Genomic DNA, 14,660 nt, shown 5'->3' on the forward strand with positions numbered 1-14,660 from the left:
CGCCGTCAGACGCCACCGGCCGCCGCCAGGTGGCGCTCGACCTCGTCGCGCCGCGGAATCGGCGGCACGGCGCCGTAGCCGCGGGTCGAGAGCGCGGCCGCGACGGTCGCGTAGCGCCCCGCCGCGAAGGCATCCCCGGTCCGCCGGTACTCGGCCAGGAAGGCACCGTCGAAGCAGTCGCCGGCGCCGGTCGCGTCGACCGCCTCGACGACCGGGGCCGGCACGCGGGCGCGCCGCTCGGCCGTCGCGACCAGGGCGCCGGCCTTGCCGAGGGTCAGCGCCACCGTGCCGGCACCGAGCTCCAGGTAGCGGTCGACGATGGCGTCGGGCTCGGCGAGGCCGGTCAGCAGCTGCGCGTCGTCGAGGCCGGGCAGCAGCACGTCGGCCAGGGCGGCGGTCGCCTGGACGATGGCGCGGGCGCGCGGCAGCGGCCAGAGCTTGAGCCGGAGGTTGGTGTCGTAGGAGACCAGCGCGCCGGCCGCGCGCGCCCGCTCCAGGGCGGCGAAGACCAGGTCGCAGGCGTCGGTCGAGATCGCCTGGCTGATCGCCGAGGCATGGACGATGGCGCTGCCGGCCAGCGCCGCCGCGGCCGCGGGCGCTTCGGCGGCCGCCGGGCCCAGCCGGCTCGCCGCCGAGCCGCGGCGCCAGTAGGAGAAGCGGTGGCCGTCCTCGCCGTGGTCGATCAGGTAGAGCCCGGTCGAGGCCTCCGGGTCGGTCGCGACCAGCGAGTCGTCGACCCCCTCCCCGGCCCAGAGCGCGCGGAAGGAGTCGCCGACGCTGTCGGCGCCGAGCGCGGTCAGCATGGCACAGCTCAGGCCCTGGCGGGCCGCGGCGATCGCCACGTTGGAGACGTCGCCGCCCTGGCCGAGCTGCAGGCCGCCCCGCGTCGCGTTGAGCTCGCCCAGCGGCTCGCCGATGCACAGCAGATCGAAAGTCATGCCTTCCTTTGCCCCGAGCGCGCCGACTTGTCCATGGCCGGGCGCGTCCCCCGGGCCGCCTGCCGGGGCCGCCGGCCCGCCGGGGCCAGCCATGACCTGCGGGCGCTTGCCGTCCGGCCCCGCGAAATGGGATCAATCCCGCCTCGCGACCCGAAGCCGCGCAAGGCCCCGCCGACAGAGGCGGCGCTGCCGGCGACTACCGATCCTGGAGCGCCGGACATGACCCGCAGCCAGAGCCAGCCCGCCGGAGGCGTGACCCCGGTCAGCCGGCGCGTGATGAACCTCTCGCACTTCCTGCGCCAGGCGGCGCGGCGGCACGGCGGGCGCATCGGCCTGGCCTGGGGCGAGCGGCGCTGGACCTGGGCCGAGCTGGACCGCCGGGTCGACGCGATGGCCGCGGCCCTCGCCGCCCGCGGCGTGACCAAGGGCGACCGCGTGCTGGTGCAGTCGAAGAACTGCAACCAGATGTTCGAGTCGATGTTCGCCTGCTTCCGGATCGGCGCGGTCTGGACGCCGGCGAACTTCCGCCAGACCCCCGGCGAGGTCGCCTACCTCGCGCGGGCCAGCGGCGCCCGGGCGATGATCTGCCAGGCCGACTTCCCGGAGCATGCCGCGGCGGCGCGCGCCGAGGCCCCCGGCCTCGGTCTGACGATCGCGATCGGCGCCGCCGGCTTCGGCGAGGACTACGGCGCCCTGGTGCAGGCCCATCTCGGCGAGTCGGTGCCGGTGGCCGACGTCGAGCACGACGATCCCTGCTGGTTCTTCTTCACCTCCGGCACCACGGGCAAGCCGAAGGCCGCCGTGCTGACCCACGGTCAGATGGCCTTCGTCGTGACCAGCCACCTCTGCGACCTGATGCCGGGGACGACCGAGGCGGACGCCTCGCTGGTCGTGGCGCCGCTGTCGCACGGCGCCGGCATCCACCAGCTGGTGCAGACCGCGCGCGGCGCCAAGACCGTGCTGCTGGTCCAGGAGCGCTTCGACGTCGAGGAGGCCTGGCGCCTGGTCGAGACCTGGCGCATCACCAACCTGTTCACCGTGCCGACGATCGTGAAGCTGCTGACCGAGCACCCCGCGGTCGACGCCTACGACCACTCCTCGCTGCGCTACGTGATCTACGCCGGCGCGCCGATGTACCGGGAGGACCAGAAGCACGCCCTGGCCAAGCTCGGCAAGGTGCTGGTCCAGTACTTCGGGCTGGGCGAGGTGACCGGCAACATCACCGTGCTGCCGCCGGCCCTGCACGAGCCGGAGGACGGCCCCGGCGTCAAGGTCGGGACCTGCGGCTTCGAGCGCACCGGCATGCAGGTGACCATCCAGGACCCGGAGGGCCGCGAGCTGCCGCCGGGCGAGACCGGGGAGATCTGCGTCTGCGGCCCGGCCGTCTTCGCCGGCTACTACGACAACCCGGAGGCGAACGCCAAGGCCTTCCGCAACGGCTGGTTCGTCACCGGCGACGTCGGCCACCTGGACGCGGAGGGCTTCCTCTACATCACCGGCCGCGCCTCCGACATGTACATCTCCGGCGGCTCCAACATCTATCCGCGCGAGATCGAGGAGAAGATCCTGGCCCACGAGGCGGTCGTCGAGGTCGCTGTGCTGGGCGTGCCGGACCGGGCCTGGGGCGAGGTCGGCGTCGCCGTCTGCGTGCTGCGGCCGGAGGCGAGCCTCTCCGAGCCGGAGCTGCTGGCCTGGCTGCAGGGCCGGGTCGCCCGCTACAAGCTGCCGAAGCGCGTGATCTTCTGGGACAGCCTGCCGAAGTCGGCCTACGGCAAGATCACCAAGAAGGACATCCGCCAGGCCCTGGCGGCGCGCGGCGAGCTGCCAGCCGGGACGACCGCCGACTGAGCGGCCGGGGGCGAGGCGCCGGTGGGCGGCGACGACGCTCGCCGGGTCCATTTTACATGCAAAATCGATTTTCCCTGTGTAGTGTCGGCGCGCCAGCCGCTCCTACGACCGTCGATAGCCGATGACCCCGCCGCGCAAGCTCAACAAGAACCACGACCGCTACATCGTCCCGGGCCTGGAGAAGGGCATCGACCTGCTCGAGGCCCTGGTCCGCGCGCAGCGGCCGCTGACCAACGCGGAGCTGGCGCAGAGCCTCGGCATCGCCCGCTCCTCGGTGTTCCGGCTGGTCTACACCCTGCAGTACAAGGGCATGATCGAGCCCGACAGCTCGGGCCACGCCTACCAGCTCGGCGCCGGCGTGCTGCGGCTCGGCTACCAGTACCTCTCGCGCCAGGACATCGCCCAGGTCGCGCGCGGCGAGCTCGAGGTGCTCGCCGACCGGACCGGGCTGTCGGCGCACCTGGCGATCCGCTCCGGCGACGAGATCGTCTACCTGCTGCACGTGCCCGGCCCCTCGGGCTTCGTCAGCAACATCTCCGCCGGCGCGCGCCTGCCGGCCCACGCCACGCCGATGGGCCAGCTGCTGCTCTCGCAGCTCTCCGAGGAGGAGCTGGCCTCGCTCTATGCCGGCGTCGAGCTGCAGGCCCTGACGGCGCAGACGCCGACGACGCTGCAGGCGCTGCGCGCCGCGACGGTGCGCGCCGCCGCCGACGGCTACGTGATCAGCCGCGGCGCCGTCGAGCTGGGCGGGATCTCGATCGCGGCGCCCCTGCTCGACGCCGCCGGCGAAGTCGTCGCCTGCATCGACGTCTCGGGACCGGAGGTCGCCTACGACCCGGCGCAGATCGAGCAGCGCTACCGGAACGAGGTGGTGCGCTCGGCGGCGCTGATCTCGCGCCGCCTCGGCCACATCTAGAGCGGGCCGGGCCGGGGGCGGACGCTCAGCCGGGCTCCCGGCCGGGCCCGAGGCCGAGCCGGGCGCGCGCCTCGGCGGCCGTCGCGACCTCGCCGCCGAGCAGGCGGACGATGCCGACCGCCTTCTCGACCAGCTGGGCGTTGTCGCGCGCCAGCACGCCGCGCTCCAGGTAGACGTTGTCCTCCAGGCCGACCCGCACCTGCCCGCCCAGAAGGAAGCTCTGGGCCAGCATCGGGAACTCGAAGCGGCCGATGCCGAAGGCGCTCCAGGCAGCGTCGGCCGGCAGCAGGCTGCGCAGGTAGAGCAGGGTCTCCGGCGTCGCCGCCGCGCCGTACTTGACGCCGGTCACGAGCTGGAAGAAGGGCGGCCGGTCGAGCTTGCCCTCGGCCAGGAAGTCGTTGGCGAGATGGATGTCGCCGCTGTCGAAGACCTCGAGCTCGGGCTTGACCCCGGCGCCGCGGATCAGCCCGGCCATGATCGAGAGGTTGCGCGGCGTGTTGATCACCACCGAGCGGCCCGAGAACATCGTGTTGAAGTCGAGCGAGCAGATGTCGGGGCGCAGCGCCACGACGTGGGCGACGCGGGCCTGCGGCGTGGTCAGGGTCGTGCCCTCGGCGGCGATCCGCGGCTCCGCCTCGCCCGGCACGAAGCGGCCGCCCTCGCCGGTCGAGAGGTTGACGATCAGCTCGGCGTTCTTCGCCCGGATGCGCTCGTAGACCTCGCGGTAGTGCGCGATCTCCATGCTCGGCCGGCCGGTCTCGGGATGGCGGACGTGGATGTGGGCGATCGCCGCGCCGGCTTCGGCGGCCTCGAGCGCCGCCTGGGCGATCTCGGCCGGCGTCACCGGCAGGCGGGGGTGCTGCTCGCGCGTCGTGATGTTGCCCGTTACCGCGCAGCTGACGATCGTGCGCCGCGTCTCCGTATCGCCGGTCATGCTCCGCTCGCCTCCGTCGTCGGTTCGTCGCTTCCGAGCTGCGCCGAGAGCACCGTCGACAGTGCCTTCCCGACGAGCTCGACGATCTCCTCGATGTGCGCCGGCTCGGCGTTGTAGGGCGGCGCCAGCAGCACGTGGTCGCCCTCGAGGCCGTCCGCCGTGCCGCCGCTCGGATAGCAGATCAGGCCGTGGCGCATCGCGGTCTCCTTGAAGGCGGCGTGCAGCCGCGCGGCGCGCGGGAAGGGCCGCTTGTCGTCCCGGCTCTCGACCAGTTCCAGCGCCCAGAGCAGGCCGCGCCCGCGGATGTCGCCGACGTGGGGGTGCTGGCCGAAGCGCGCGCGCAGGCCGTCCTCGAGCAGGCCGCCGAGCCGGCGCACGTTGTGCAGCAGGCCCTCCTCGCGGATCGCGTCGAAGACCGCGACGCCGGCGGCGCAGGCGATGGCGTGGCCCATGTAGGTATGGCCGTGGGCGAGTGCGCCGCTGCCCGCCGCGATCGCCTCGACGATCCTCTGTCCGACCAGCAGGGCTCCGAGCGGCTGGTAGCCGGCGGCGAGACCCTTGGCCACGGTGATCAGGTCCGGCACCGCGCCTTCCTGCTCCATGGCGAAGAGCGTGCCGGAGCGGCCCATGCCGCACATCACCTCGTCGGCGATGAACAGCACGCCGTGGCGGTCGCAGATCTCGCGGACGCGCCGGAAGTAGCCGGGCACCGCCGGCACCGCGCCCAGGGTCGCGCCGACGATCGGCTCGGCGATGAAGGCGGCGACGGTCCCGGCGCCGAGCTCGAGGATCTTCGCCTCCAGCGCGTCGGCCGCGCGCAGGCCGTAGGCCTCGGGCGTCTCGTCCGGCGCCTGGTGGCGGTAGGCGTAGCAGGGCGGGATGTGCGCCACGTTCTGGGCCAGGAAGGGAGCGTAGAACGCGCGCCGCGCCGCGTGGCCGCTGACGCTGAGGGCGCCCAGGGTGTTGCCGTGGTAGCTCTGGTGGCGGGCGATGACGTAGCGCCGCTCGGGCTGCCCGATCTCCATGAAGTACTGGCGCGCCAGCTTCAGCGCCGCCTCGACCGCCTCCGAGCCGCCGGACAGGAAGGCGACCCGCGCGATGCCCGGCGGCGCCGCGTCGATCAGCCGGTGCGCCAGCTCCTCCATCGGGGCGTTGGTCAGCATCGAGGTGTGGGCGAAGGCGACCCGCGAGGCCTGGCGGGCGATCGCCTCGACGACCCGCGGGTGGTCGTGGCCGAGGCAGGAGACCGCCGCGCCGCCCGAGGCGTCGAGGTAGCGCCGCCCCTCGTCGTCGACCAGGTAGGGGCCGCTGCCCGAGACGACCGTGGGCAGGCGCCGATCCAGCTGTCGGTGCAGGACATCGCTCGTGCTCATGGGGCCTCGGATGCTGTGTCGTGGCGGCAGGGAAAGTTGACATACAAAATCATGGATTATATGTAAAGCACGCGGTTGCAGCGCCGCGGCTCCGGCTGCGCTAAGCTGCAGCCATCGAAGCGTCGAATCGGGGAGCGGGGCGTGATCCACGGTCTGCCAGAGGTGGCTGCGGCGGTCGCGACCCGGCTGCCGGACGACCTCCACCATCGCGGGCCGGCCAACGACTGGGTGCGCATGACGCGCCCGGGCGCGACGCTGCATTCCTTCCTCGAAGGGCCGGTCTTCGGCCCGGACGGCGCGCTCTATCTCGCCGACGTGCCCTACGGCCGGATCTTCCGCGTCGCCGGCCTGTCCGACTGGGCGGTCGCCTTCGCCTACGAGGGCGAGCCGCACGGCCTGGCCTTCGCCGAGGACGGCTCGCTGATCGTCGCCGACTACCGCCAGGGCCTGCTGCGCGTCGACCTCGGCAGCGGCAGCGCGCGGCCGCTCTGCACGCGCTTCAACACCGAGGCCTTCCGCGGCGTCAGCGACCTCGCGATCGATGCCGAGGGCGACGTCTGGTTCACCGATCCCGGGCGCAGCAGCCTGACCGACCCGACCGGCCGCCTGTTCCGCCTGCGCCGGGACGGGGCGCTCGACTGCGTCCTCGCCAACGTGCCCTATCCCAACGGCGTCGCCTTCAGCGACGACGGCGCCCACGTCTTCCTGGCCGCGACCCGCGCCAACGCGGTCTGGCGCCTGCTGCGCAACGCGCCGGAGCGCGGCACGCCGATGTGCGGCCTCTACCTGCAGCTCTCCGGCGGCCTCGGGCCCGACGGCCTGGCGGTCAGCCGGCAGGGCGAGCTGGCCGTCGCCCATGCCCAGGCCGGGCAGGTCTGGGTCTTCGACCGCTTCGGCGAGCCGCTGCTCAGGATCCGCACGCCCTCCGGCCGCTGGACGACGGCCGTGCGCTTCGGCGGCGCCAACGGGCGCACCCTCCATATCGTCGAGGCCCAGGCCGGCGCGCTGCTGGTCTGCGACCTCGAGCGCGTCGGCCCGGGCGCCGCCGCGGCCCCCTAGACAGCACAGCCATTGGCGAGGACGGAACCATGTCGAGCTTGACGCTTCGGGGCTTCGTGCCGGCGGTCGTCACCCCCTTCGACGAGTCGGGCGCAATCCGCTACGAGGCCTTCTCGGACATCGTCGAGTGGCTGATCGGCAACGGCGCCGACGGCATCTGCGTCGCCGGCGACAACGGCGAATCCTGGGCGCTCGACGCCGAGGAGCGCCGGCGCCTCGCCAGCCTGGCCCGGGAGCGGATCGCCGGCCGGGTGCCGCTCGTCGTCGGGGTCAGCGCGACCAGCAACAGGCGGGTCGTCGACTACGCGGCCGCGGCGCGCGACTGCGGCGCCGACGCCGTGCTGCTGATGCCGCAGCCCTACGTGCTGAAGGCCTCCCGCGCCGAGCTGCTGGCCCGCTTCGCCGGCCTGGCCGACGCGGTCGACATCCCGATCGTGCTCTACAACTCGCCGCGGCGCAGCGGCATCTCGCTGAGCGTCGACGACATCGAGGCGATCTGCGAGGCGGCGCCGATCGTCGGCCTCAAGGAATCCTCGCGCGACTTCGTCCACGTGACCCATCTGCTGCAGCGGCTCGCGGACCGCATCGCGGTGATGATCGGCCCGACCCAGTTCATCCTGCCGGGCCTCGCCCTGGGTGCGCGCGGCTTCATCGCGACCGGACCGGAGCTGCTCGGCCCGCTCGCCGGGCAGCTCTGCGCGCTGGCGGCCGAGCCCTGGGACGCGCGGCACCGCGACGCCCAGTACCGCCTGACCGCCGCCTTCGAGGCCCTGTCGGCCGTCGGCACCTGGCCGGCGGCGCTGAAGGCCGGCCTCGGCCTGCTCGGCCAGCCGGCCGGCGTGCCCCGCGAGCCGGTGATACCGCTGGCCGGCGAGGACCTCGCCCGGCTGCGCGCGGCGCTGCTCCGCCTCTCGGCGCCGCTCGCGGCGGCGGCCTGAGGCGGCGATGACGGTGCCCGGGCCGGGCCGACGGCTCCGCTTCACCTTCGACGGCGTGAGCCTGGAGGCGATCGCCGGCCAGAGCGTCGCGGCGGCGCTCTGGGCCGCCGGCTTCCGCGCCCTGGCACGCGCGCCGCGCAGCGGCGCCCCGCGCGGCCCCTTCTGCGCCATGGGCGTCTGCCAGGACTGCCTGCTGCTCGTCGACGGCGTCGCCGTCGAGAGCTGCCGCGTCGCGGTCCGCGAGGGCCTGGTGGTCGAGCGCCCGGAGCGCCCGGCGTGAGCGAGTACGACCTCGCCGTGGTCGGCGGCGGCCCGGCCGGCGCCGCGGCCGCGATCGAGGCCGCCGGCCTCGGGCTGCGCTGCCTCCTCTTCGACGAGGGCAGCGACGCCGGCGGCCAGGTGTACCGCCCGCCGGCCTTCGCCGCGGCGACGGGCGGGCCCGACGCCGCGGCCGGCGCCGCGCTGCGCGCCGGCCTCGCGGGCAGCGCCGTCGAGCGCGCCTTCGGGCACCGCGTCTGGTTCGCCGGCCCCGCCGCCGAGGCTGCGGGCTTCGAGCTCCAGGCCGTCGGCCCCGAGGGCAACCGCCGGGTGACCGCCCGCGCGCTGCTGGCGGCGGCGGGCACCAGCGAGCGGGTCTTTCCCTGTGCCGGCTGGACGCTGCCGGGCGTGACCGGCCTGGCCGCCGCGACGATCCTGCTGAAGAGCCAGAAGGTGCTGCCCGGCCGCCGGGTCGTCGTCGCCGGCTGCGGCCCGCTGCTGCCGCTGGTCGCGGTCGGCATCCTGGAGCTCGGCGGCGCGGTCGCGGCGCTGGTCGACCTCAACGGCCCCGCCGACTGGCTGGCCGCGCTGCCGGGCCTGGCCGCCCGCCCCGACCTGGCGCTGCGCGGCCTCGGCTGGCTGGCGCGGCTGCGCCGTGCCGGCGTGCCGCTCTACACCCGATGGGGCGTGCGCGCCGTGAGCGGCCGCGAGGCGGTCGAGGCCGTCGAGATCGGGCCGGTCGAGGCCGACTGGCGGCCGAGCCGGCAGCGCCCGGCGCTGCGGATCGAGGCCGACGCGCTCTGCCTCGGCCACGGGCTGCTGCCGGCCAGCGAGCTGACCCGCCTGCTCGGCGCCGCGCACGCCTACCGGCCGGAGGCCGGCGGCTGGCTGCCGGTCCTGGACGAGGCGGGGCGGACCTCGCTGCCGCTGCTCTATGCGGCCGGCGACGGCGCTCGCCTGCTCGGCGCGGGCGCGGCGCCGCTGGCCGGGCGCCTCGCCGCCCTGGCCGCCGCCCGGGACCTCGGGCGGCTGTCCGAGGCGGCCTTCGCGCAACGGGCGGCGCCGCTGCGCCGGCGGCTCCGCCGTGCGGCGCGCTTCGGCACCGCCATGGCCCGGCTCTGCACGCCGCGCCCCGGCCTCGTCGAGGGGCTCGGGGCGGACGCAGTCGCCTGCCGCTGCGAGGAGCTGACGCGCGGCGAGCTCGGAGCCGCGATCGCCGCCGGTGCCGGCAGCCTCGCCGCCCTGAAGGCCGCGACCCGCTGCGGCATGGGCCCCTGCGGCGGCCGGCTCTGCAACGCCACGGCCCATGCCCTGCTCGCCGCCGCCGGGCGCAGCGCCGCGGAGATCGGCGCGCCGAGCGCCCGGCCGCCGCTGCGGCCGGTGCCGCTGGCGGCGCTGACCGGCAGCTTCGACTACGCCGACGTGCCGATCCGCGAGCTGTCGCCGCGATGAGCGGAGCGGGCAGCGAGGGACGCACCTGGGACGCCGCCGTCATCGGCGGCGGCATCATGGGCGCGGCGACGGCGATCCGGCTCGGCCTCGGCGGCCTGCGCGTGGTCCTGCTCGAGGCCGGCGCGCTCGGCATGGGCGCCTCCGGCGTCAACGCCGGCACGCTGTCGCTGCAGATCAAGCGGGCCAGGCTGATGCCCTACGCCCTGCGCGGCCACGCGCTCTGGCGGGCGGCCGGCGAGCGGGTCGGCTTCCACCAGACCGGCGGCCTGACCCTGGCCTTCACGGAGCAGGAGGCCGCCGTGCTGACCGAGCGCATGACCGAGCGGCGGGAGGCCGGCGCGCCGATCGAGCTGATCGCGCCCGGGCGGGTCCGGGCCCTGGCGCCGCGGCTGAGCGACCGGGTGCTGCTGGCCAGCTGGTGCCCGGTCGACGGCTACGCCAACTCCAGCCTGACCGGCAGCTACTACCGCGCCGCGCTGCGCGAGGCCGGCGTCGAGCTGCGCGAGGGCCGCCGGGTCGAGCGGGTCGTGCGCGAGGCGCGCGGCTACCGCCTCGAGGCCCCGGGGGCCTCGCTGTCGGCGCGGCGGCTGGTGCTGGCGGCCGGGGCCTGGAGCGGCCGGCTGGCCGCCGGCCTGGGCTGCCCGCTGCCAGTGCACGCCCGCGTCAACACCGTCTCGGTCACGACCCGCATGCCGCGCCTCGTCGACTGCATCGTCGGCCACGCCACCGGGCTGCTGACCCTGAAGCAGTCGGACAACGGCAGCGTGCTGATCGGCGGCGGCTGGCAGGGGCGCGGCGATCCCGACCGTGGGCCGGGCGCGGTCGTCGCCGAGTCCCTGCTGACCAACCTGCGGCTCGCCCAGTACGCCCTGCCGGACCTGGCCCGGGCGCGCCTGCTGCGCAGCTGGACCGGCTACGAGGCGCACGTGCCGGACTTCTATCCGCTCGCCGGCGCCCTGCCGGGGCTGGAGGAGGCCTACGTCCTGGCCTGCGTGCGCGGCGGCTACACCATCGGGCCCTACATCGGCCGGCTGCTCGGCGACCTGATCCTCGGTCGCGAGCCCGAGCTGCCGCTGTTCGACCCGGGGCGCTTCGCGGCGCCGGAGACGAGATCGAGAAGGGAAGAGGAGGAGCGGGTCGATGGCGACGAACGGCCGATCGGGTGAGGACGGGCCGCTGGCCGGGCAGGTGGCCCTGGTCACCGGCGGCGGCAGCGGCATCGGCGAGGCGATCGTGCGGCGCTTCGCGGCGGCCGGGGCGACGGTCTTCCTGACCGGGCGCAGCCTGGAGCGCCTGCGGCCCGTCGCGGAATCGGCCGGCGCCACGGCGCTCGCCGCGGACGTATCGCGCGAGGAGGAGGTCGAGCGGCTGTTCGCGGCGCTCGCCGAGCAGGCCGGGCAGCTCGACGTCCTGGTCAACAACGCCGGCGTCAGCGGCCCGGTCAAGCCGGTCGCCGAGATGGACCTCGACGCCTGGGACGAGTGCATCGCGATCAACCTGCGCGGCGCCATGCTGTGCATGCGGGCGGCGGCGCGGATGATGCTGCCGCGGCGCTCGGGCTGCATCGTCAACATGTCGTCGCGCATGGGCCTGCAGGGCTATCCGATGCGCAGCGCCTACTCGGCGACCAAGTTCGCCCTGATCGGCATGACCGAGGCGGTCGCCCGCGAGCTCGGCCCCTCGGGCATCCGGGTCAACGCGCTCTGCCCGGGCGCGGTCAGCGGCGTGCTGATGGAGCGGGTGATCGCCCGGCGCGCCGAGGCCGAGGGCCGGCCCGCCGAGGCGATCATCCGCGAGAACTACACCGACGTCGCCGCCCTGCGCCGCTGGGTCGCCCCCGAGGAGGTCGCCGAGGCCGCCCTGTTCCTGGCCAGCGACGCCGCGGCCGCGATCACCGGCGAGCGCATCAAGGTCGACGCCGGGCGCTTCTGACGCCCTTGCCCACCTGGTGGCATCGCCGGCCCGCTCCCCCACCCGGCCACCCACGGCAGTATCGTGGAATGGGTGGCCGGGTGGGCGAGCGGGCCGGCTCCGCGCGAGCGGAAGATGCCTCAGCAGGCCAGGCGCTCGCCGCTCGCCGCGTCGAAGAGGTGGAGCTTCTCCGGGTCGACACGCAGCGGCACCAGGTCGCCGGCGGCCGCCGTGGCCGTGCCGGCGCTGCGCACGACGATCCGGCCGGCCGGCGTCTCGGCGGTGACGATGTCCTCGTGGCCCATCGCCTCGACGACCAGCACGCGGCCCTCGCCGGAGCCGGGCTCCAGCGACAGGTGCTCCGGGCGGATGCCGGCGAGCACGCCGGAGGCGCGCGCGAGACCGGCGAGGCGGGCCGAGCGCGCGTCCGGCAGCGCGACCTCCAGGCCGGCGGCGCGGAACACCGCCCGCCCGTCGCGCAGCTCGATGCCGCCCTCGACGAAGTTCATCGCCGGCGAGCCGACGAAGGCGGCGACGAAGCGGTTGCGCGGCTCGCGGTAGATCTCCAGCGGCGTGCCGACCTGCTGCAGCTCGCCCTTGCTCATCACGGCGATGCGCGTCGACATGGTCATGGCCTCGACCTGGTCGTGGGTCACGTAGATCATGGTCCGGCCGATCCGGCGGTGCAGCTGGATCAGCTCGGCGCGCATCTGGGTGCGCAGCTCGGCATCGAGGTTGCTGAGCGGCTCGTCGAGCAGGAAGACCTCGGGCTCGCGGATCAGCGCCCGGCCGAGCGCGACGCGCTGCTGCTGGCCGCCCGAGAGGTGCTTGGGCCGGCGGTGCAGCAGGGCGTCGAGCTGCAGCGTCGCCGCCAGTGCCGTCGCCCGCCGCGCCCGCTCGTCGCGCGCCACGCCCTGCTTCCGCAGCGGGTACTCCAGGTTCTGCTGGACCGTCATGTGCGGGTAGAGCGCGTAGCTCTGGAACACCATGGCGATGTTGCGCCGGCCCGGCGGCAGGTCGACCACCGGCCGCTCGCCGAAGAAGATCTCGCCCGAGGTCGGCGTCTCCAGCCCGGCGGTCATGCGCAGGGTCGTGGTCTTGCCGCAGCCGCTGGGCCCGAGGAAGGTCAGGAACTCGCCGTCGGCGACCTCCAGGGAGAAGTCTTGCAGGGCGACCGAGCCGTCGCCGAAGGCCTTGTGCAGGTGCTGGTAGCGGACCGAAACCATGACGGAGGCTGTTCCTCGCTGAGGCGCGCTCAGCCCTTCACCGCGCCGGCGCCGAAGCCGCTGGTGAGGTGGCGTTGCAGGAAGACGAAGGCGACGATCACCGGCACGGCCATCATCACCGAGGCGGCCATCAGCAGCGACCACTCGGTGTTGGTGTTCTGCTGCAGCATGGTGATGACGCCGGGCGGCAGGGTCTTGGTGTGGTCCTGCCGGTTGAACACCAGCGCGTAGAGGTATTCGTTCCACGACAGGATGAAGGAGAAGAGCGCGGCCGAGATGATGCCCGGCAGCGCCTGGGGCACGACGACGTCGAGGAAGGCCTCGACGCGCGAGGCGCCGTCGACCATGGCCGCCTCCTCGAGGTCGATCGGCATCGCCAGGATGAAGGAGCGCAGCAGCCACAGCGAGAAGGGCATCGCGAAGGTGGTGTAGGCGAGGATCAGCCCGAGCAGGCTGTTGACCAGCCCCAGCGAGGCCAGGATCAGGTAGAGCGGCAGCAGCAGCACGACGGCCGGCAGCAGGTAGGTGAAGAGCACCATCTGCGCGGCGAGGCGCCGGCCGCGGTAGCGGAAGCGCACGACGCTGTAGGCGCCGAGCAGCGAGACGACGATGACCAGCAGGGTCGTGCCGGTCGCGACGATCACGCTGTTGAGGAAGTAGGTCGGGAAGGGCGTCTCGAAGAGCAGCGTGCGGAAGTGCTCGAAGGTGACGTGCGCCGGGATCAGGGTCGGCGGCAGCGCGAAGGTCTCGGCCGAGGGCTTCAGCGAGGTCCCGAGCATCCAGAACAGCGGGAAGGCGACCGCCAGGACCAGGGCCCAGGTGGTGAGGTCGGCAGCGACGCGCAGCAGGCGCCGCCGGAGCCGGAGCGCGCGCCGGCCGCTCATCGCTCGTCCCCGCGGGCGCTCTGGCGCAGGTAGAGCAGCATGAAGACCAGCATGACCAGCAGCATGACCACGGCGATCGCCGCGCCCTTGCCGAGGTGCAGCTGCGGGAAGGCCTCGCGGTAGACCAGGATCGGCAGCGTCTGGGTGCCGATGCCGGGGCCGCCGCCGGTCATCAGATAGACCAGGTCGAACTCCTTGAAGTCCCAGATCGAGCGCAGCAGCACCACGACCGCGAGCACGCCGCTGAGCTGCGGCAGGGTGATGTCCCAGAAGCGCGCGACGGCCGAGGCGCCGTCGATCCGCGCCGCCTCGTAGAGCTGCAGCGGAATGGTCTGCAGGCGCGCCAGCAGCGCGATCACCACGAAGGGGAAGAACTTCCAGGCGCCGACCAGGATGACGCTGATCATCGCCTCGGGCATGCGGCTGAGCCAGGCGATCGGCCGCTCGATCAGGCCGATGTGCACCAGGCCGTAGTTCAGGATGCCGTAGAGGTCGTTGAACAGCCAGCGCCAGACCAGCACGGCGACCGCCGTCGACAGCAGGTAGGGAAACAGCACCAGCGAGCGGGCGAGCGCGCGCCCCGGGAAGGCGCGGTGCAGCAGCAGGGCGAAGCCGACGCCGAGCAGCACCTGCAGGACCAGGGAGCCGGCGGTCCAGATCAGGGTGTTGACCAGGGTCCGCCAGAACTCCTGGTCCTGGAGGATGTCGAGGTAGTTGGCCAGGCCGACGTAGTGGCCCTTGAGCGTCATCGTGTTGATCGCGCTGAAGCTGATCAGGATGCTCTGGAACAGCGGATAGGCGACCAGCAGAAGGAACAGGGTGGCGGCCGGCGTGATGAACGCCACCCCGATGAGGCTGTCCGACGTCTTCAGGCGCATGGGCTTCGTCGCTGGCGGGGCCGGAGGTCCGGGCTTCTCGATGGA

General features: G+C 74.2%; 14 protein-coding genes. 8 read left to right on the forward strand and 6 right to left on the reverse strand.

Annotation, left to right across the window (positions count from 1 at the left end; genetic code table 11):
- Positions 1 to 5: 5 nt before the first annotated feature.
- Positions 6 to 938 carry a sugar kinase gene (locus tag B9O00_RS16275; protein WP_085123750.1) on the reverse strand — a complete coding sequence of 311 codons (933 nt, stop codon included), beginning with the start codon at positions 936 to 938 and terminating at the stop codon, positions 6 to 8.
- Between the two features lie 219 nt (positions 939 to 1,157).
- Here B9O00_RS16275 and B9O00_RS16280 point away from each other — a divergent pair, with 219 nt between their 5' ends.
- Complete coding sequence (locus tag B9O00_RS16280) at positions 1,158 to 2,786, forward strand: acyl-CoA synthetase (protein ID WP_085123751.1); 1,629 nt, start codon at positions 1,158 to 1,160, stop codon at positions 2,784 to 2,786.
- A 121-nt stretch (positions 2,787 to 2,907) separates the two neighbouring features.
- Positions 2,908 to 3,702, forward strand: a complete 795-nt coding sequence (locus tag B9O00_RS16285; protein WP_085123752.1) for an IclR family transcriptional regulator — start codon at positions 2,908 to 2,910, stop codon at positions 3,700 to 3,702.
- A gap of 25 nt (positions 3,703 to 3,727) precedes the next feature.
- Here the strand turns inward: B9O00_RS16285 and B9O00_RS16290 are convergent, their stop codons facing one another.
- Both B9O00_RS16290 and B9O00_RS16295 read right to left on the reverse strand, forming a co-directional pair.
- Positions 3,728 to 4,636: a beta-keto acid cleavage family enzyme gene (locus B9O00_RS16290; protein WP_085123753.1), complete on the reverse strand. Its 909-nt coding sequence runs from the start codon at positions 4,634 to 4,636 to the stop codon at positions 3,728 to 3,730.
- A complete protein-coding gene (locus B9O00_RS16295) occupies positions 4,633 to 6,009 on the reverse strand; it encodes an aspartate aminotransferase family protein (RefSeq protein WP_085123754.1) in 1,377 nt (458 codons plus the stop codon). Before B9O00_RS16295 ends, B9O00_RS16290 begins: the two co-directional genes overlap by 4 nt.
- A 141-nt stretch (positions 6,010 to 6,150) precedes the next feature.
- Here B9O00_RS16295 and B9O00_RS16300 point away from each other — a divergent pair, with 141 nt between their 5' ends.
- The 6 genes from B9O00_RS16300 to B9O00_RS16325 are packed head-to-tail and all read left to right on the forward strand — an operon-like array spanning position 6,151 to position 11,648.
- The gene (locus B9O00_RS16300) at positions 6,151 to 7,068 is read left to right on the forward strand and encodes an SMP-30/gluconolactonase/LRE family protein (RefSeq protein ID WP_085123755.1); all 918 of its coding nucleotides are present in this window, start codon (positions 6,151 to 6,153) and stop codon (positions 7,066 to 7,068) included.
- A 29-nt stretch (positions 7,069 to 7,097) separates the two neighbouring features.
- A complete protein-coding gene (locus B9O00_RS16305) occupies positions 7,098 to 8,006 on the forward strand; it encodes a dihydrodipicolinate synthase family protein (protein WP_085123756.1) in 909 nt (302 codons plus the stop codon).
- Positions 8,007 to 8,013: 7 nt separating this feature from the next.
- Positions 8,014 to 8,286: a (2Fe-2S)-binding protein gene (locus B9O00_RS16310; protein ID WP_085123757.1), complete on the forward strand. Its 273-nt coding sequence runs from the start codon at positions 8,014 to 8,016 to the stop codon at positions 8,284 to 8,286.
- The gene (locus tag B9O00_RS16315) at positions 8,283 to 9,716 is read left to right on the forward strand and encodes an FAD-dependent oxidoreductase (protein ID WP_085123758.1); all 1,434 of its coding nucleotides are present in this window, start codon (positions 8,283 to 8,285) and stop codon (positions 9,714 to 9,716) included. The genes B9O00_RS16310 and B9O00_RS16315 overlap by 4 nt, the downstream gene beginning before the upstream one ends.
- Entirely contained in the window at positions 9,713 to 10,882 is a 1,170-nt protein-coding gene (locus B9O00_RS16320) for an NAD(P)/FAD-dependent oxidoreductase (protein WP_085123759.1), read from the forward strand. The genes B9O00_RS16315 and B9O00_RS16320 overlap by 4 nt, the downstream gene beginning before the upstream one ends.
- Positions 10,857 to 11,648, forward strand: a complete 792-nt coding sequence (locus B9O00_RS16325; protein ID WP_085123760.1) for an SDR family NAD(P)-dependent oxidoreductase — start codon at positions 10,857 to 10,859, stop codon at positions 11,646 to 11,648. The genes B9O00_RS16320 and B9O00_RS16325 overlap by 26 nt, the downstream gene beginning before the upstream one ends.
- Before the next feature lie 119 nt (positions 11,649 to 11,767).
- Here B9O00_RS16325 and B9O00_RS16330 read toward each other — a convergent pair whose 3' ends face one another.
- Genes B9O00_RS16330 through B9O00_RS16340 form a run of 3 tightly spaced genes read right to left on the reverse strand, consistent with a single transcriptional unit; the run spans position 11,768 to position 14,615 of the window.
- Positions 11,768 to 12,853: an ABC transporter ATP-binding protein gene (locus tag B9O00_RS16330; RefSeq protein ID WP_085123761.1), complete on the reverse strand. Its 1,086-nt coding sequence runs from the start codon at positions 12,851 to 12,853 to the stop codon at positions 11,768 to 11,770.
- 29 nt (positions 12,854 to 12,882) lie between these two features.
- Positions 12,883 to 13,737: a carbohydrate ABC transporter permease gene (locus B9O00_RS16335; RefSeq protein ID WP_085123762.1), complete on the reverse strand. Its 855-nt coding sequence runs from the start codon at positions 13,735 to 13,737 to the stop codon at positions 12,883 to 12,885.
- Complete coding sequence (locus B9O00_RS16340) at positions 13,734 to 14,615, reverse strand: carbohydrate ABC transporter permease (RefSeq protein WP_085123763.1); 882 nt, start codon at positions 14,613 to 14,615, stop codon at positions 13,734 to 13,736. Before B9O00_RS16340 ends, B9O00_RS16335 begins: the two co-directional genes overlap by 4 nt.
- Positions 14,616 to 14,660: the final 45 nt, after the last annotated feature.

The organism is Tistlia consotensis USBA 355 (assembly GCF_900177295.1).
Taxonomy (GTDB): domain Bacteria; phylum Pseudomonadota; class Alphaproteobacteria; order Kiloniellales; family DSM-21159; genus Tistlia; species Tistlia consotensis.